This window comes from Rhizobium sp. N621, assembly GCF_001664325.1.
Classification (GTDB): Bacteria; Pseudomonadota; Alphaproteobacteria; order Rhizobiales; family Rhizobiaceae; genus Rhizobium; species Rhizobium esperanzae.
The window spans coordinates 22,449-41,763 of record NZ_CP013495.1 but is presented as its reverse complement, the minus strand read 5'-3'; the positions used below and the strand labels follow the sequence as shown (position 1 = coordinate 41,763).

Below are 19,315 nucleotides of genomic sequence, written 5' to 3'. Positions count from 1 at the left end.
GGTTTCACGTGAATCAGAGATTCTGTTTAGCGTAATTCCCGGCAAAAGCGCTTCGCGCTTTGCCTGGCAGAACCGCTGCACACTTTTGCTGGAATTGCTTGCGCTTCTTATTCGGCGGCGGCCTTTACGCCCGGGGCCGCATCGCGGACGCCGCCATCGACGTGATCTTCGAACTTGGCGAAGTTGGCGATGAACATCGAGACCAGCTTTTCGGCCTGCGCGTCGTAGGCTGCCTTATCGGCCCAGGTCGAGCGCGGATCGAGAATGCCACCGTCGACGCCATCGACGGAAACCGGCACGACAAAGCCGAAATTTGTATCCGTACGGAATTCGAGCTGGCCGAGTTTGCCGCTGAGGGCGGCAGCGAGAAGGGCGCGCGTTGCCTTGATCGGCATGCGCTTGCCGGTGCCGTAGGCGCCGCCGGTCCAGCCGGTGTTAACGAGCCAGCACTCGACGCCGTGGCGGCTGATCAGCTCCTTGAGCAGGTTGCCGTATTCGGCCGGGTGACGCGGCATGAAGGGCGCACCGAAGCAGGTGGAGAAGGTCGCTTCCGGCTCGACGACACCCTTTTCGGTACCGGCCACCTTGGCGGTGTAGCCGGAGAGGAAGTGATACATCGCCTGATCGGGCGTCAGGCGCGCGATCGGCGGCATGACGCCGAAGGCATCGGCGGTCAGCATGATGATCGTCTTCGGATGTCCGGCGCGGCCGGTTTCCGAAGCGTTCGGGATGAAATGCATGGGGTAGGCGCAACGGGTGTTTTCCGTCAGCGAACCGTCATCGAAATCGGGCTCGCGACGTTCGTTGAGGACGACGTTTTCGAGCACGGTGCCGAAGCGCTGCGTCGTTGCGTAGATTTCCGGCTCGGCCTCGGCCGAAAGGCGGATGGTCTTGGCGTAGCAGCCGCCTTCGAAGTTGAAGATGCCGTTTTCGCTCCAGCCATGTTCGTCGTCACCGATCAGCGTGCGCGCCGGATCGGCCGAAAGCGTCGTTTTGCCGGTGCCGGAAAGACCGAAGAAGACCGCCGCGTCACCGTCCGGGCCTACATTGGCCGAGCAGTGCATCGGCATGACACCCTTGGCCGGCAGGAGGTAGTTGAGCACGGTGAAGACCGACTTCTTCATTTCGCCTGCATAGGAGGTGCCGCCGATGAGAACGAGTCCGTTGGTGAGATCGCAGGCGATCACCGTTTCCGAGCGGCAGCCGTGGCGGGCCGGATCGGCCTTGAAGCTCGGCAGATCGATGATCGTCAGCTTCGGCACGAAGGTCGGCAGCGCCGCCGCCTCGGGGCGGATCAGCAGATTGCGGATGAACAGCGAATGCCAGGCCAATTCGGTGATGACGCGGGTCGGCAGGGCATGGCCTTCCTCGGCACCGCCGACAAGATCCTGGGCGAACAGATCCTTGCCCGCTGCATGCGCCAGCATGTCGTCGCGCAGCAGGGCAAAATGCTCCGGCGAGAGCGGCTTGTTGTTGTCCCACCAGATCTGGCCATCGGTATTGGCATCGCGAACGACGAATTTGTCGCGCGGCGAACGGCCCGTATGCTGACCGGTGAGGGCCCGAAGCGCGCCCTGAGCGGTCAGTTCGGCTTCACCCCGGCGGATCGCTTCTTCATAGAGCGCTGCAGCGGAAAAGTTATAGCGGACGCTGGCTGCGCCGCCCAATCCAACCGTTGCAAGATCCGTTGCCGGGTTATGAACTCCGAACTTTTCCATGGCTAGTTCCCTTTGCTCAGGCTCGTTGCCGTTAAAACTAAGCGAGAAAATACGGGGAGAAATTTTAAAAGACAAGAGACAAAAATCGAGAAAATATAGTAATATCAAATAATTAATCGATTTAAATTTGCTTCATTCTTTTTAAATCGTTTGAAGAGCCACGTTGAAACATTTCGACACACAACTTTTGGATGCCAGGGAATTTTACAACAATCTTCCCCTTTATATTTGCCACAATTTGTTCCACCTTTATCCTCCATAAGCGCATCCGGTCATTGAGACCGCCTGGGGACGACCAAAATCCGGGAGATTGCGCACTGATGACGGAGACCAACACCATGGCTACAATCGCGCTCGTTGACGACGACCGCAACATCCTCACCTCGGTGTCGATTGCACTGGAAGCCGAAGGATATAAGGTCGAGACCTATACGGACGGTGCTTCGGCGCTCGACGGCCTTCTGGCGCGACCGCCGCAGCTGGCGATCTTCGATATCAAGATGCCGCGTATGGACGGCATGGAATTGTTGCGCCGCCTGCGGCAGAAGTCCGACATTCCCGTCATCTTCCTCACCTCCAAGGATGAGGAGATCGACGAACTGTTCGGCCTGAAGATGGGCGCGGACGATTTCATCACCAAGCCTTTCTCGCAGCGCCTGCTGGTGGAGCGCGTCCGCGCCGTCCTGCGCCGCGCCTCGAGCCGCGAAGCCACAGCCGCCAGCGGCACGAGCCCTGGCGGTGCGCCGAAAGCCGGCGCGGTGCAGCAGGCCCGCTCGCTGGAGCGCGGACAGCTGGTCATGGACCAGGAGCGCCATACCTGCACCTGGAAGGGCGAGGCAGTGACGCTGACGGTGACCGAGTTCCTGATTCTGCATTCGCTGGCGCAGCGCCCCGGCGTCGTGAAAAGCCGCGACGCGCTGATGGATGCAGCCTATGATGAGCAGGTCTATGTCGACGACCGGACCATCGACAGCCACATCAAGCGGCTGCGCAAGAAATTCAAGATGGTCGATACCGACTTTGATATGATTGAAACGCTCTACGGAGTGGGATACCGCTTCCGCGAAGCAGCTTGAGCCCGAGCGGCACAGCTGGAAATATTGAAGGTTGCCGACCGGTTTATCCGGCCCAACCTTTCGAAAGGGCCTGTCATTGGCACAGTTGGTGCAGGAAAGGGATTTGGACGATGCGGAGGGCGTGAGCACCCGTCGCGTCCGGGGCCGCCGTTGGTCGCATCCCTTTACGCTGATCCGCCGCATCTTCGGCAATGCGGTGTTTTCGAGCCTGACGCGACGCATCCTGTTCTTCAACCTCGTCGCGCTGGTGGTGCTCGTCGGCGGCATCCTCTACCTCAACCAGTTTCGGGAGGGCTTGATCGACGCCCGCGCCGAAAGCCTGTTGACGCAGGGTGAAATCATTGCCGGCGCCGTTTCGGCCTCCGCGTCGGTCGATACGAACTCGATCACCATCGATCCGCAAAAGCTGCTCGAACTGCAGGCCGGCCAGAGCATCACCCCGGTGCCGAACGACGAGGATCTGGAATTTCCGATCGATCCGGAAAAGGTCGCACCGGTCCTGCGCCGACTGATCTCGCCGACACGCACACGCGCGCGCATCTTCGATGCCGACGCCAATCTGCTGCTCGATTCGCGCCACCTCTATTCGCGCGGCCAGGTGCTGCGCTTCGACCTGCCGCCGGTCGAAGAAGAGAAGCAGACCTGGAGCGATTGGTTCGCGACGTTGTTCAACAAGGCGCTGCAGCCGGGCAATCTGCCGCTCTACAAGGAAGCACCGGGTGGCGACGGCTCGATCTATCCCGAGGTGATGAACGCACTGACCGGCGTGCGCGGCGCAGTCGTGCGCACCACCGAAAAAGGCGAGCTCATCGTTTCCGTCGCCGTTCCGATCCAGCGCTTCCGCGCCGTGCTCGGCGTGCTGCTGTTGTCGACGCAAGCGGGCGACATCGACAATATCGTCCATGCCGAACGACTGGCCATCATGCGCGTCTTCGGCGTGGCGACGCTCGTCAATGTACTGCTGTCGCTGGTGCTTTCATCGACGATCGCCAATCCGTTGCGCCGTCTCTCGGCGGCCGCTATCCGCGTTCGCCGCGGTGCCAAGACACGTGAGCAAATTCCGGACTTTTCCGCCCGCCAGGACGAAATCGGCAACCTCTCCATCGCGTTACGCGAGATGACGACAGCGCTCTATGACCGCATCGACGCGATCGAGAGCTTTGCCGCCGATGTCAGCCACGAGCTCAAAAACCCGCTGACCTCGCTGCGCAGCGCCGTCGAAACACTGCCGCTCGCCAGGTCGGAAGATTCCAAGAAACGGCTGCTTGATGTCATTCAGCACGATGTCCGCCGTCTCGATCGCCTGATCAGCGATATTTCCGACGCCTCGCGGCTCGATGCCGAACTTGCACGCGTCGACGCCGCCTCCATCGACATGGAGGTGCTGCTGCGCGACCTGATCGAAGTCTCGCGCCAGATCAGGGGCAGCAAAAAGCAGGTGCAGATCGACTATGCGATCGAACGCAAGCCGAACATCAAGACGCGCTTCGTCGTCAACGGTCACGACCTGCGCATCGGCCAGATCGTCACCAATCTGATCGAGAACGCCCGCTCCTTCGTCCCCGAAAAGGACGGCAGGATTACCGTGCGGCTGATGCGGACACGGTCGCGCTGTGTCACCACGATCGAAGACAACGGTCCCGGCATCCAGGCGGAAAATATCGACCGCATCTTCGAGCGCTTTTATACAGACCGGCCGGAATCGGAAGGCTTCGGCCAGAATTCCGGGCTCGGGCTATCGATCAGCCGCCAGATCGCCGAGGCGCATGGCGGATCGCTCAGAGCAGAGAACATTACCGATGCCGACAGCGGGCAGGTGCTCGGCGCGCGCTTTATCCTCGCCCTGCCCCTCGATCCAGCCGCATGACGGCGGCTGCCAACATCCATGCCACGGCGATCGTCGTCGGCAGAACGGGGCTGCTGTTCAGCGGTCCCTCGGGCTGGGGGAAATCGATGCTGGCTTTCACCTGCATGACCGAGGCGCGCCGCCTCGGGCTGTTCACGGCGCTGGTCGCCGATGATCAGGTGCTTCTGTCGGGAGAGACCGGTACGGTGATCGCCACCTGCCCGCCGTCGATCGCCGGGCTCATCGAACTTCGCGGCACCGGCATCGTTCGGCAGGACCACGTCCCTCAGGCGGCCATGCATTATGCCGTGCTTCCGGGCAGCGCTTCCGGCGAAAACCGCGTGCCTCCAGAGGGCGAGATCGTCAGCCTTGCCGCCGGTGTTTCACTTCCCGCATTGCGGTTGCTCACAGGCGTGTCTTCACCGCTTGCGATCCTGATGGCAAAAGCCCCTGATATCGGAGATTGAGGCCATCCGGATTGATCAATCTGCCTTATATATTTGCATTTTTATCTTGCACTTCGGCTTTTCATGGCCAAGATGTGCCCCCACCGGTGGACGTAATTGCTGCATTGCGATATTGGGGCCACCGTTTGCGTATATGGGAGCAGTAATATCATGATCGGACTTGTGCTTGTCACTCATGGCAAGCTGGCTGAAGAGTTTCGTCATGCTGTCGAGCACGTCGTCGGTCCTCAGAAATTCATCGAGACGGTCTGTATTGGCCCCGAAGACGATATGGACCAGAGACGGCAGGACATTCTGCAAGCCGTTTCCGGCGCCGATGACGGCCATGGCGTTGTCATCCTGACCGACATGTTCGGCGGCACGCCGTCCAATCTCGCCATCTCGGTCATGAGCAGCGGCCACACCGAAGTCATTGCCGGCATGAACCTGCCGATGCTGATCAAGCTCGCCGGCGTACGCGGCGAGAACAACATGGAGAAGGCGCTGGTGGAGGCTTCCGAAGCCGGGCGGAAATATATCAATGTCGCGAGCCGCGTGCTCAGCGGAAAATAACGGCGCTTCATGACATCGCTTTCCCGGGAACTCCTTATCATCAACAAGCGCGGCCTTCACGCTCGCGCTTCCGCTAAATTCGTGCAGATGGTCGAGAATTTCGATGCGGCCATCACCGTTTCCAAAGATGGAATGACGGTCGGCGGCACCTCGATCATGGGTCTCATGATGCTTGCCGCAAGCCCCGGCTCCAGCGTCGTCGTCTCGGCAAGCGGCAGCCAGGCTCAGGAAGCCCTGGAGGCTCTGGATCAGCTGATCCAGAACAAGTTCGGCGAGGAAATGTGAGCTCGGGCGAGTTCATATAAACATATAAAGACTTCTTTATATCCTTATTGCCATCCCTGACGAAGCCTGCTAAACGGCTGACATGCCGTGCGCTTGCCTGCGCCTGCGCCAATTTTTGAGACGTTTTTCAGCCTGGAGACCTCTATGAGCACTGAAAAAGATTATGTCGTCGCCGATATCGGGCTTGCGGATTTCGGCCGCAAGGAAATTACGATCGCCGAAACCGAAATGCCGGGGCTGATGTCCTGCCGCGCCGAGTTCGGCGAGGCAAAGCCGCTGAAGGGCGCACGCATCACCGGTTCGCTGCACATGACCATCCAGACGGCCGTGCTGATCGAAACCTTGGTGGCGCTCGGCGCCGAAGTCCGCTGGGCCTCGTGCAATATCTTCTCGACGCAGGATCATGCCGCTGCCGCGATCGCCGCCGCCGGCGTTCCGGTTTTCGCCATCAAGGGTGAAACGCTCGAGGACTATTGGACCTATACCGACAAGATCTTCCAGTGGGTCGATGGCGGCTTTTCCAACATGATCCTCGATGACGGCGGCGACGCCACCATGTACATCCTGCTCGGCGCCCGCGCCGAAGCCGGCGAGGACGTGCTCTCCAACCCGCATTCCGAAGAAGAGGAAATCCTCTTCGCCCAGATCAAGAAGCGCCTTGCCGCTTCCCCGGGCTGGTTCACCAAGCAGCGCGATGCCATCAAGGGCGTCACCGAGGAAACGACGACCGGCGTCAACCGCCTCTACCAGCTCAGCCAGAAGGGCCTGCTGCCCTTCCCGGCGATCAACGTCAACGACTCCGTCACCAAGTCGAAGTTCGACAACAAGTACGGTTGCAAGGAATCGCTGGTCGACGGCATCCGCCGCGGCACCGACGTGATGATGGCCGGCAAGGTCGCCGTCGTCTGCGGCTACGGCGACGTCGGCAAGGGTTCGGCTGCCTCGCTCTCCGGCGCCGGCGCCCGCGTCAAGGTTACGGAAGCCGATCCGATCTGCGCTCTGCAGGCCGCCATGGACGGCTATGAAGTCGTGCTGCTCGAAGACGTCGTTTCGTCGGCCGATATCTTCATCACCACGACCGGCAACAAGGACGTCATCCGCATCGACCATATGCGGCAGATGAAGGACATGGCGATCGTCGGCAATATCGGCCATTTCGACAACGAAATCGAAGTTGCAGCGCTGCGTAACCTCAAGTGGACCAACGTCAAGCCGCAGGTCGATCTGATCGAGTTCCCCAAGGGCAACCGCATCATTCTTCTCTCCGAAGGCCGTCTGCTTAACCTCGGCAATGCGACCGGCCATCCGTCCTTCGTGATGTCGGCTTCCTTCACCAACCAGACGCTGGCGCAGATCGAACTCTTCACCAAGCCCGGCCAGTACGAGAACAAGGTGTATATCCTGCCGAAGCACCTCGATGAGAAGGTCGCGCGCCTGCATCTCGACAAGCTCGGCGTGAAGCTTACCCAGCTCAGCGAAGAGCAGGCAGCCTATATCGGCGTGAAGCCGCAGGGTCCGTTCAAGTCCGACCACTACAGATATTGATCTCGTCGTCGATATCCACAAGATGTAGAAGCCGCGGCATTGACAAATGCCGCGGCTTATTTTTTTGGCCGCTCCCTTCCCGCCGATTCCCTTCCGAAGTATTGTTTTAAGACTTGATTCGGGACGCCGGACCCCGTCCGACCGCTCCGAAAATGGGATGTCTTGTCGTAATGCGGCACATTGAAGGACGGAGACATACCGCGGATGTCGGAAATGAAAAACAGCCTGCCCGGTCAGGCGGATGACGGCGCTCGCGCCGGTCGCCGCCCGCTCTCGGCAGGCCAAGACTATAAATCTGCAACGGCGCGCAAAGCCGCAAAGCAAGAGCATGGATCATTGGCGCGCTTCCTTAAAACCTGCGCGGCCGGCACGGCGCTAGCCGCGCTGGCGCGGCCGGTTCTGGCACAAGGCGAGCAGCAGGCGGCCGCATCGGCTCACCTCTTCACCTCCTCGCAGGTCGTCGGCGTTTCCGTCGTCATCGGCGTCATCTCGGCGGCCCTGCTTTCCACGCTCTGGCTCGTGCGCCAGCGCGGCAATCTGGAAAACGAGAGCCGGGAAATCCGCTCGGCGCTCTCCGATGCCCAGCAGCGCATTTCGCAATATCAGGCGCTGATCGCTGACAAGAACCGGCGGATCGTCATCTGGGACGGCAATGCGCGCCCCGAGCTTCTCGGCCAGCTTCCGCCCGAAACCGGCGCACCGCAGGACGGCGAATTCCTGGCCTTCGGCCTCTGGCTGAAATCGCATTCGGCCGCCGATCTGGAAAAGGCGATCGACCGGCTGCGCGACGGCGCGCAGAGCTTCGATATGGTGGTCGAAACCATCCGCGATGAAATCCTCGAGGCGCAGGGCCGGGTTTCCGGCGGACGCGCCTTTGTCCGCTTCGTGGCGCTCAACAATCTGCGCGCCGAGCTTGCCGAACTCAGGATCGAGCGCGACCGGCTGATGACCTCGATCTCGGCCTTCCAGACCATGCTCGACGCGATCGACATGCCGGCCTGGCAGCGCGACCCGGCGGGCCGCCTCACCTGGGTCAACCAGGCTTATGGCGACGCGGTTGAGGCACGCTCGCCGCAGCAGGCGATCAACGAAGGCCGCGAGATGCTGACGACCGTGGCGCGCGAACGCATTCGTGCGGTGACGACACCGGAATCGCCTTTCCATGACACGATCTCGACCGTCGTGCGCGGCAACCGGACATTCTTCGACGTCGTCGATGTCAAGGTCCCCGGCGGCTCGGCCGGCATTGCAATCGATGTGTCCGACATCGAAGCGGTGCGCGCCGAGCTGGAACGGACGCTGAAGAGCCATGCCGAAACGCTCGACCATCTCGCAACACCCGTCGCCATCTTCGACGGCGAGCGCCGGCTGCAATTCTACAACCAAGCCTTCGTCGCCCTGTGGGAACTGGATATCGCCTTCCTTGAAAGCCGGCCCGACAATAGCGAACTGCTCGAGCGGCTGCGGGCGGCCAAGAAGCTGCCGGACCAGCTCAACTGGAAAAGCTGGAAGGAAGCCGCCCTTTCCGTCTATCGCGCGCTCGACACGCAATCGGACCTCTGGCATCTGCCCAACGGACAGACGCTGCGCGTCTTCGCCACCGCCCATCCGCAGGGCGGCGCGACCTGGGTTTTCGAAAATCTGACCGAACAGGTCGATCTCGAAACGCGCTACAACACGCTGGTCAAGGTGCAGGGCGAAACGATCGATCATCTTTCCGAAGGGGTGGCGGTATTCGGGCCTGATGGCCGCATCCGCCTGTCGAATCCGGCCTTCCGGGCGCTCTGGGGCATTACCGAAATCGAAGCCAAGCCCGGCACTCATATCCGCGCCTTGGGCGAGGCCTGCGCACCGTCCTATGACCGGCCGGACGGCTGGAAGACCTTCGCGGAACTGATCACCAGCTTCGATGACGAGCGCCGCTCGAGCCAGGGGACGCTGGAACTCTTCTCCGGCCTCGTGCTCGATTACGCCGTCATCCCGCTGCCGAACGCGCAGACCATGCTGACCTTCGTAAACATGACCGACAGCGTGCGGGCCGAGCGGGCGTTGACCGAGAAGAACGAGGCGTTGCGCAAAGCCGACGAATTGAAAAACGACTTCGTTCAGCATGTTTCCTATGAACTTCGCTCACCGCTGACCAATATCATCGGCTTTACCGATCTGCTGCGCACGCAGGGCGTTGGGCCGCTGAATGACCGGCAGGCCGAATATATCGACCACATTTCGACCTCGTCCTCGGTTCTACTGACGCTCGTCAACGATATCCTCGATCTTGCGACCGTCGATGCCGGCATTATGCGGCTCAACTATGCCGAGATTGATCTCAACGACCTGCTCGACGACGTCTCGATGCAGATCGCCGACCGGCTGCACGAAAGCGGCGTCGCGCTCGAAATCACCGCGCCTGCCTATCTCGGCTCGATCGTCGCCGATCCGCAGCGGTTGAAGCAGATCCTGCTGAAGCTGCTTGCCAATGCGGCGAATTTCTCGCCCGAGGGCACCTCGATCGCGCTCGAATGCCATCGCGAAGGCTCGGATTTCGTGTTCGCCGTCAGTGATCGCGGCCCCGGGATTTCACCCGACATGATCGCGACCGTCTTCGACCGGTTCGCGACGGGGGCAAAAAGCGGCAAACGCGGCGGCGCCGGCCTCGGCCTATCGATCGTCGACAGCTTCGTCAGCCTGCATCACGGCGACGTGACGATCGATAGCGAGCCGGGCAAGGGCACGACCGTGGTCTGCCGCATTCCCTCGGTCAACATCCCGCATTCCGCCGCCGCCGAATGACGACCGGCGATACGATCTCGGTTTTTCTGAAGGACGAAGCGGCGACCATCCGCTTCGGCGACGATCTGGCGCTCGCCCTGAAAGCCGGCGATTGCCTTGCTCTTTCGGGCGATCTCGGTGCGGGCAAATCTTCGCTTGCCCGTGCGATCCTGCGCGCCATGGCCGATGACGAGGGGCTCGAAGTCCCGAGCCCAACCTTCACGCTGGTGCAATCCTACGATCTGCGCATTCCCATTTCACATTTCGATCTCTACCGGCTCGGCGATCCGGCCGAACTGACGGAACTCGGCTTCGACGAAGCCCTGGAGAACGGCATCTGCCTCGTCGAATGGCCCGAGATGGCAGAGGGCGAACTGCCCGCCGAGCGTATCGCACTGGACTTGGAACATGAGGGCAGCGGCCGCCGGGCAACGATCAAGGCCTTGGACCCGCAGGCCTCGCGCATCCGAAGGGTCCTGGCGATCCGCGCTTTCCTCGACGAAGCCGGCTATCCCGATGTCAAACGCCGCTTCCTGACCGGCGATGCCTCGCTGCGCGCCTATGAGGCGATCTATCCGGACGCCGCCCCGCGAAAAATACTGATGGATTGGCGCCCGCATCCCGAGGGACCGCCGGTCCATGACGGCAAGTCCTATCCCAAGGTCGCGCATCTCGCACAGAACGCCTATCCCTTCGTCGCCATTGCCGATGCCTTGCGTGAGCGCGGTTTTGCGACGCCGGAGATTTATAAGGTCGATTATGAGCAAGGCATTTTGCTGATCGAAGATCTTGGCACCGAAGGCGTGCTCGATGACGACGGACGGCCGATCGCCGATCGTTACCGGCAAAGCGTTGCCTGCCTTGCCCATCTTCATTCCATGCAGATTCCGCAGGATATCCCGGTTGCAACAACGCATACGCATCACATTCCGGACTTCGACCGCACGGCGATGAAAATGGAAGTGCAGCTCGTGCTCGACTGGCATATCGCCTGGAAGCGCGGCACGGCACCCGCGGATGCCGAACGCGCGGAATATCTTGCGATCTGGGACCATCTGATCGACGAGCTGCGATCGGCTGAAACCAACCTGCTGCTGCGCGACTTCCATTCGCCAAACATCATTTGGCGCGAACAGGAAAGCGGCATCAAAAAAATCGGTCTCATCGACTTCCAGGACGCCATGATCGGCCCCACGGCCTATGACCTTGCCTCGATCGTCCAGGACGCCCGCGTCACAATCGAACCGCCGCTTTTCCGGCAGCTGATGGACGATTATCTGGCGCTTCGCCACGCACAGGGCGGCTTCGACGAAGCGGGATTCCTGAAAGCCTGGGCGATCATGTCGGCGCAGCGCAGTTGCAAGCTTGCCGGTCTCTGGGTGCGGCTGCTGCAGCGGGACGGCAAGCCCGACTACCTCAAACATATGCCGCGCACACTCGCCTATCTGAATGTCGCGCTCGAGCACGAGGCGCTTGCCCCCTTGCGCGATTGGTGCGCAAGGGCTGGAATAGGCCAGAGCGAATCATAAGTTCCGGATCAAGATGACCATCAGACAAGCCATGGTACTGGCCGCGGGTCTCGGGACCCGCATGCGCCCGATCACCGATACGATTCCGAAGCCGCTGGTGAAGATCGACGGCAAGCCGATGATCGATTATGCGCTGGACGCGCTGGTTTCGGCCGGCGTCGAGCGGGCCGTCGTCAACGTTCATCATCATGCCGAGCAGATGCTCGACCATCTCGGCAAATATCGCGGCCTCGACATCGTGGTATCAGACGAGCGGGACGGGCTGATGAATTCCGGTGGAGGGCTCGCGAAGGGCCTGACGCTGCTGGACCGTGACGACATCTTCGTCATGAATGCCGATCTCTTCTGGATCGGCGAACAGCCGGGGCGGCCGACGAATCTGCAACGCTTAGCCGGATTCTTCGATGCAGAGCAGATGGACATGGCGCTGCTTTGCGTCAGGATTGAGGATACGACGGGTCACAACGGCAAGAACGATTTCAGCCTCGCTGCAGATGGCCGGCTGACGCGGTATCGCGACGATCCGTCCAATCCCGTCGTCTATGCCGGGGCGATCGTCATGAACCCGGCGCTGCTTGATGATGCGCCGAAGGATGCTTTCAACCTCAATATCTATTTCGACAAGGCGATCGCGCGCCGACGGCTGTTCGGCATTATGCTCGAAGGCCATTGGCTGACTGTAGGAACGCCAGAGGCGATCGGCGAAGCGGAGGAAACGATCCGCCGACTGCGGGCGTTCGCGTGAGCTCATGGCGGACCGGCACCAGCCACGCATCCTGACGATCCCGGCGGGCCTGCCCTTCCTGAAAATGCTGGCGACGACGCTTTGCGACGGCCGCCTGACGCCCCTCTTTCGGCATGAGCCCGATGATCCGCTGTCGCTCGCCAGGGTGACGATCTACCTGCCGACCCGCCGCGCCGTGCGCGTGCTGCGCTCGGAATTCGTCGACCTGCTCGGCGGCCGCTCGGCGATCCTGCCGGTGATCCGTCCTCTCGGCGAAACTGATGACGACAGCGGATATTTCGAAGAGGCGTTGCCGGCGACGATCGATCTCGCCCAGCCGCTGTCGAATACCGCCCGGCTCCTGGAACTGGCGCGGCTGATCCTTGCCTGGCGAAACAAACTGCCGGAGATCGTCCGTCACATCCATTCCGACTCGCCGCTCGTTGCGCCAGCAAGCCCGGCGGATGCGATCTGGCTCGCCCGCAACCTCGCGGAGCTGATCGATTCCATCGAAACCGAGGATCTTGACTGGTCGGAACTGTCGAAACTCGACACCGGCGACTACGCCGCCTGGTGGCAGCTGACGGCGGAGTTCCTGCAGATCGCCAGCGCCTTTTGGCCGGAGCGGCTTTCCGAGCTTGGCAAGTCCTCGCCGGCGCGGCACAGAAACGCCATTCTGCGGGCCGAAGCAGCCAGGATTTCGGCGGCGAAGCCGGCCGGGCCGATTATCATCGCCGGTTCGACGGGTTCGGTTCCTGCTACGGCCGATCTCATCGCCGCCGTTGCCAATCTGCCTGAAGGCGTGATCGTCCTTCCCGGCCTCGATCTCTCCATGCCCGAGAGGCATTGGCAAATGGTGGCGCCGGAGCCGGCGCCGGGCCAGCATGCCAACCCGGCCGGCCGGAGCCATCCGCAATATGGCCTGTCCTCGCTGCTGAAGAGGCTGAGGCTGACACGAGCCGATATCGGCCTCCTGGAGAAGCCGGAGGCCGATCTTGACCAGCGCGCCGAAATCCTGTCGCGCGCGCTCGCCCCGGCAGAGGCGACGAGCGACTGGGGGGCCTGGAAGGGCGCGCTGCCCGAGGGAGCGCTGACTTCGGCCTTCGCCGATGTTTCGCTGATCGAAGCCGCCAATGAGCGCGAGGAAGCAACCGCAATTGCCATCGCCCTCAGGCTGGCGTTGGAAAGGCCGGGACAGGACGGCGAGAGCCGGGCTGCGTTGATCACGCCGGACCGCAATCTCGCCCGTCGGGTGATGGCGGAACTTTCCCGCTTCGGGATTCTCGCCGACGATTCGGCCGGCACTCCGCTTTCGGCGACGCCGCAGGGCACGCTGCTGCAGCTGCTGCTGGAGGCGGCGTTGCGGCCGGGCGACCCGGTGGCGATCGTGTCACTGCTCAAACATCCGCTGGCGCGCTTCGGTCTCGAACGCGATGCCCTGATTTCCGCGACCGAAGCGCTCGAACTGCTGGCGCTGCGCGGCGGCGTGGCGGAGGTGGATATCAACGCGCTCGAATCGCTCCTGACCCACCAGCTCGGCGAACAGGCCCTGGACCGACACGCGCCGCAATGGCGCAAGGCGCTGCCAGCCGAGGCCGTCGAGACCGCATCCGAACTTGCCCGCCGAGTCACCCGCGCGACAGAGCCGCTTGCTTCCACGCTGGTCCGGCACCGGCCGGAAGAGCGCGGCAAGACGGCACGTTTCACGCTGTCCGAATGGGCGGAGCGGACCGGCCGTTCGCTGGAAGCGGTCGCGGCAGATCCGCACGGCAATCTTGCCGATCTCTGGTCGCACGAGGCAGGCGACGCCCTTGCCTCGCTTCTTGGCGAAGTGATCGACACGGACGGCCAGATGGAGGCCGACGGACCGCAATGGATCGACATCATGGCCGCGCTCGCCGCCGGCCATGCGGTGAAGCCGCGGGCCCTCAGCCATCCCCGCCTCTTCATCTTCGGCACGCTGGAAGCCCGCCTGCAGAGCGTCGACACGCTGATCCTCGGCGGATTGAACGAAGGCTCCTGGCCAGCGCAGAGCGCCAACAATCCCTTCATTCCGCGCATGATGAAGACGGAGATCGGGCTCGAACCGCCGGAGCGGCGCATCGGCCAGCTGGCGCATGATTTCGAGATGGCGAACGGCACTCGCCACCTGATCTATTCGAGAGCGCTGCGCCAAGGTTCGACGCCGACAGTCGCCTCACGCTGGCTGCAGCGACTGCTGGCGCTCGGCGGAGAGGCATTTGAGGCGGCATTGAGAGAGCGCGGCAACCGGTATCTGCAATGGGCCGGTCTCATCGATCGGGGAGAGGACCAGACACCGGCGCAGCGGCCCTCGCCGAAACCGCCGCTGGCGCTGCAGCCGAAATCCTATTCCTTCAGCGAGGTCGGACGGCTGCGCCGCGATCCCTACGCCATCTATGCCCGTCGCATCCTGCGGCTCGATCCGGTCGACGCGTTCAACCGCGACCCGGGAGCGGCAGAACGCGGAACGCTCTATCACACGATCATCGACCGGTTCATCCGCGAGGCGCATGTGGCCGGCACGCCGGAGGCGGCAGCGGCGATGGAGGGGATCGTTGCCGAGCTTTTCGACATGGAGAAGCTGCCGCCGCATATCGATGCTGTCTGGCGGCCGCGCTTTCGCGAGGTAGCCCGTGCCTTCCTCGAATGGGAGGCCGGACGGCGTCCCGCCATCCGCAGGACGCTGACGGAAGTGCGCGGCGGCGTGGAGCTGGAGGCGATCAATGTCCGGCTGAACGGCGTTGCGGACCGGATCGATATTACAGGACCGGGAGCGGCCGATATCATCGACTACAAGACCGGCTACAACCCTTCACCGGCACAGGCACGCGCGCTTCTCGATCCGCAGCTCGCGCTGGAAGCGGCGGCTTTGAGCGCCGGCGCCTTCCGCGATGCCGGCAGTCTCGTCCCGCAGGATCTGCTCTATGTCCGTCTGCGTCCGGGACGCCGGTTCCAGGTCGATACGGTGAACAATGAGAACTCGGCCCGCAGCGACAAAGCAAAATCAGCGATGGACCTCGCCGCGGACTCGATCGACCAGCTGATCAAGTTCGTCAGTTTGCTGCAGTCCGGCGAAAAGGGCTTTACCTCGCGGCTCATTCCGGCGCAGCAGTTTGATTTCGGCGGCGATTTCGATCATCTCGCCCGCGTCTCCGAATGGTCGACGGCCGAGACCGAGGAAGGCGGCGGCGATGAGTGACCAGACCGCACTTCCGACTGACGACGATCCCGGCGCCTGGATCGGCTGGACCACGATACAGCAGGCAATCGCCTCCGATCCCGAGCGCTCGGCCTGGGTCTCGGCCAATGCCGGTTCCGGCAAGACGCATGTCCTGACCCAGCGTGTCATTCGCCTGCTGCTTGCCGGCGCGCGGCCTTCCACCATTCTCTGCCTGACCTATACCAAGGCCGCGGCCTCCGAAATGTCGAACCGCGTCTTCGAACGGCTGGCGGACTGGGTGATGCTCGACGACGAAGATCTCAGTCGGCGGATCATGCAGATCGAGGGTACGGCGCCAGATGCGCTGAAGCTTGCCGAGGCGCGCCGGCTGTTTGCGAGGGCGCTGGAAACGCCGGGCGGATTGAAGATCCAGACGATCCATGCCTTTTGCGAAGCGCTGCTGCACCAATTCCCGCTGGAGGCCAATGTTGCCGGGCATTTCTCGGTCCTCGACGATCGCGCGGCGGCGGCACTGCTTTCCGATGCACGCCGGGCGCTGCTGACGGCAACGGCGCCGGAAGAGGGCAGCACCCTTGCCCAGGCTTTCGCCTATGTGCTCAATCTCGGCGACGAATCCGGGCTGGAGAACCTGCTCGCCGACATCGTCGCCAACCGCAACGCGATTCGCCGCTTCACGGCGGCTGCCGAACGACGGGGCGGCGTGGAGGCGGTTCTGCGCGACAGGCTCGGCCTTGCCGTGGGCGATACGGAAAGCCGGATCGCGGCGCAATATTGGCCGTTGCCGGAGCTTTCGGGCGGCATGCTGGAGCTTTATCTGTCGCTTGCCGACCACAAGGGCGGCGCCAAGGCGCAGGAGGTTGCCTATGGCCTCAGGCTTGCCGGCCGGGAGCGGGACGATGCCAGGCGCGCCGAAATGCTGGAGAAGATCTTCCTGACGGCAAAAGGCGAGCCGAAATCGGACTCGCAGTTCCTGGTCAAGGCCATGCTTGCGGAGGCGCCGCAATTGACGGGCGCCATCGCCGCCGCCCGTGCGCATATCGCGGCAAGCCGTGACCGGTTGAAACTGATGCGGATGTTCGGCGCCACGCAGGCCGCGCTGGTGCTCGCCGCTCGGCTGAACCACGATTACGAGGAGCTGAAGAAGCAGCGCAGCCAACTGGATTTCGAAGACCTGATCACCCGCACCGCCGACCTGCTGACCAGGAGTGGCGTCGGTCCCTGGATCCATTACAAGCTCGACCGGGGTATCGATCATATCCTCGTCGACGAGGCGCAGGATACCAGCCCGATCCAATGGAGCGTCATCCAGTCGCTCGCCGAGGATTTCTTTTCCGGCGAGAGCGCCCGGCCGGTCGTGCGCACGCTCTTTGCCGTCGGCGACGAGAAACAGTCGATCTACTCCTTTCAAGGAGCGCGGCCCGAACGTTTTTCCGAAGAGAGCGACCGGACGCGGCGGCGGGTCTCCGACAGCGGGCAGAGCTTTTCTTCGGTGCGGTTGCCACTCTCCTTCCGCTCAACTGCCGACGTGCTTGAGGCCGTCGACCAGATCTTCAGCACCTCGGACAATGCGCGGGGGCTCAGCGCGGTCGGCGAACCGGTCGTGCATCGGTCCAGCCGCATCGGCCATCCCGGCGCCGTCGACCTCTGGGAGATGATCGCGCCTGAGGCGGTGGTAAAGGACGAGGATTGGACGGCGCCCTTCGACGCGACGCCGGAAAGCGCACCGGCCGCAATCCTCGCGCGGCGGATCGCCCATTCGATCGGCACGCTCGTCGGCCGTGAAACGATCATCGACAAAGGCAAGGAGCGGGTCATCGAAGCCGGTGACATTCTTGTCCTGGTGCGCAAGCGCGATGCCTTCGTCAATGCGTTGACACGCGCCTTGAAGCGCCGCGGCGACATTCCCGTCGCCGGCGCCGACCGACTGACGCTGACCAGCCATATCGCCGTGCAGGATCTGCTGGCGCTCGGTCGTTTCCTGCTTCTGCCGGAGGACGATCTTTCGCTCGCTGCCGTGCTCAAAAGCCCGCTTTTCGATCTTTCCGAGGACGATATCTTTGCAATCGCCGGCCTGCGGGACGACAACGAGAGCGTCTGGAGCCATCTCAAGAGGTTTGCGGCCGACGGCCCCGAACGTTTCCGTGCTGCCGTCGAAAGGCTGGAGCTGTTTCTTCGGCAGTCGAGGCATCTGTCGGTCCACGATTTCTATGCGCGCGTGCTGGGCAGCCATGGCGGGCGGCGGCAATTCCTTGCCCGTCTCGGCACCGAGGTCAGCGATATTCTCGACGAGTTCCTGACCTTTACCCTCGACCACGAGAGTTCCGGCCTTCCCGGTCTGCAATCCTTCATCTCAACGCTGGAGCTCGAAGCGCCGGAGGTGAAGCGCGAGCAGGACAAGGGGCGAAACGAAGTCAGGATCATGACCGTGCATGCCTCCAAGGGTCTTGAAGCACCAATCGTCTTCCTCGTCGACGGCGGCTCCAAGCCCTTCACGCATACGCATCTGCCGAAGCTTCGCCTGATCGAAACCGACGCCGACGAGCCGCCGCTGCCTGCCTGGGTTCCCGTCTCCGACCTCGCCAATTCGCTGACGCAAAACGATGCAGCGCGGATTCAGACGCTGGCGGAAGAGGAGTATCGCCGGCTGCTTTATGTCGCCATGACGCGGGCTGCAGACCGGCTTGTTGTTTGCGGCTATCGTGGCGTTCGTGTCAATAACGATACCTGGCATATGATGATCTCAGCCGCGCTGAGCGAAGGCCATCCGCATGTGGAGGCGGCCACCTTCTCCGGCCCAGACGGGGAATGGCCGGGCATCCGATGGCGCGTGCCGCGGGTGGAGCGGCGCTTCGAGCGCATCGACCGCAACGAGGCGCGCGACAGCCAGGAGGCGTTGCCGGAAGGCCTGTTGCGGCCATTGCCGCCGCAGGCTGAGCTGCCCCGCCCCCTCAGCCCATCCGGCGCCGGGATGATCGTCGACGAAGACGAAGGCGGCTTGTTTGTCGCTTCGCCGCTGTTCGGCGAGAAAGAGCGCAGCGATCGTTCGCTGGAAAAGGGCAGGCTGATCCATCGCATGCTGCAGGCGCTTCCCGACATTCCACCGGTCGAACGGCCGGATGCCGCGAGCCGCTATGCCGAGCGGGCGGCGCGGTTCTGGCCAGAAGCGGAACGCCGCCGGCTCGTCGATTCGGTTCTGAAATTAATGGACGAAGAGGGTCTGCAGCCGGTTCTCGGGGCAGAGGCCCGGCCGGAAGTTTCGATCATGGGAACATTGACGCTCGAAGACAGGCGCTATGCGGTCTCCGGCCGTATCGACCGGCTGGCCGTGCTTGACGATTGCGTCGTCATTCTCGACTACAAGACCAATCGGGTGCCACCTTCGACCGAGGAGGCGATCCCTTTCGCACATAAGGCTCAGCTCGCGATCTATCGTGAGATCCTGGCGCCGCTCTATCCCGGCAAACGCATCGACTGCATGCTCGTCTATACCGAGAATGCGTCGCTCTATACGCTGAGCGAAAAGGCGCTCGGTTTGGCGCTTGCAGGACTCAAAACAAAGTGAAATACCGGACATTGAAAATTTGGTGCCGCACCATCACATG

The 19,315-nt window shown here is 62.4% G+C and carries 12 protein-coding genes; 11 read left to right on the top strand and 1 reads right to left on the bottom strand.

What is annotated here, in order from left to right:
- Positions 1-107: 107 nt before the first annotated feature.
- Positions 108-1,718 carry a phosphoenolpyruvate carboxykinase gene (locus AMK00_RS00190; protein ID WP_064809167.1) on the bottom strand — a complete coding sequence of 537 codons (1,611 nt, stop codon included), beginning with the start codon at positions 1,716-1,718 and terminating at the stop codon, positions 108-110.
- A gap of 338 nt (positions 1,719-2,056) precedes the next feature.
- Here AMK00_RS00190 and AMK00_RS00185 point away from each other — a divergent pair, with 338 nt between their 5' ends.
- From AMK00_RS00185 to addA, 11 genes are all read left to right on the top strand, one after another.
- The gene (locus tag AMK00_RS00185) at positions 2,057-2,794 is read left to right on the top strand and encodes a response regulator transcription factor (protein WP_189637634.1); all 738 of its coding nucleotides are present in this window, start codon (positions 2,057-2,059) and stop codon (positions 2,792-2,794) included.
- Between the two features lie 76 nt (positions 2,795-2,870).
- Complete coding sequence (locus AMK00_RS00180) at positions 2,871-4,661, top strand: sensor histidine kinase (RefSeq protein ID WP_064809165.1); 1,791 nt, start codon at positions 2,871-2,873, stop codon at positions 4,659-4,661.
- Positions 4,658-5,107: an HPr kinase/phosphorylase gene (locus AMK00_RS00175; protein WP_064800150.1), complete on the top strand. Its 450-nt coding sequence runs from the start codon at positions 4,658-4,660 to the stop codon at positions 5,105-5,107. Before AMK00_RS00180 ends, AMK00_RS00175 begins: the two co-directional genes overlap by 4 nt.
- A gap of 150 nt (positions 5,108-5,257) precedes the next feature.
- Positions 5,258-5,659, top strand: coding sequence for a PTS sugar transporter subunit IIA (locus tag AMK00_RS00170; protein ID WP_011423437.1), 402 nt, complete (start codon positions 5,258-5,260; stop codon positions 5,657-5,659).
- A gap of 9 nt (positions 5,660-5,668) precedes the next feature.
- Positions 5,669-5,944 carry an HPr family phosphocarrier protein gene (locus AMK00_RS00165; RefSeq protein WP_011423436.1) on the top strand — a complete coding sequence of 92 codons (276 nt, stop codon included), beginning with the start codon at positions 5,669-5,671 and terminating at the stop codon, positions 5,942-5,944.
- A gap of 144 nt (positions 5,945-6,088) precedes the next feature.
- Complete coding sequence (gene ahcY, locus AMK00_RS00160; RefSeq protein ID WP_064809164.1) at positions 6,089-7,489, top strand: adenosylhomocysteinase; 1,401 nt, start codon at positions 6,089-6,091, stop codon at positions 7,487-7,489.
- 204 nt (positions 7,490-7,693) lie between these two features.
- Complete coding sequence (locus AMK00_RS00155; protein ID WP_064809163.1) at positions 7,694-10,279, top strand: PAS domain-containing sensor histidine kinase; 2,586 nt, start codon at positions 7,694-7,696, stop codon at positions 10,277-10,279.
- Positions 10,276-11,787, top strand: a complete 1,512-nt coding sequence (tsaE, locus tag AMK00_RS00150) for a tRNA (adenosine(37)-N6)-threonylcarbamoyltransferase complex ATPase subunit type 1 TsaE (protein ID WP_064809162.1) — start codon at positions 10,276-10,278, stop codon at positions 11,785-11,787. Before AMK00_RS00155 ends, tsaE begins: the two co-directional genes overlap by 4 nt.
- A gap of 13 nt (positions 11,788-11,800) precedes the next feature.
- Positions 11,801-12,532: a nucleotidyltransferase family protein gene (locus tag AMK00_RS00145; RefSeq protein ID WP_064809161.1), complete on the top strand. Its 732-nt coding sequence runs from the start codon at positions 11,801-11,803 to the stop codon at positions 12,530-12,532.
- Positions 12,533-12,536: 4 nt separating this feature from the next.
- Entirely contained in the window at positions 12,537-15,731 is a 3,195-nt protein-coding gene (addB, locus tag AMK00_RS00140; RefSeq protein ID WP_064809160.1) for a double-strand break repair protein AddB, read from the top strand.
- Positions 15,724-19,275, top strand: coding sequence for a double-strand break repair helicase AddA (gene addA / locus AMK00_RS00135; protein WP_064809159.1), 3,552 nt, complete (start codon positions 15,724-15,726; stop codon positions 19,273-19,275). The genes addB and addA overlap by 8 nt, the downstream gene beginning before the upstream one ends.
- Positions 19,276-19,315: the final 40 nt, after the last annotated feature.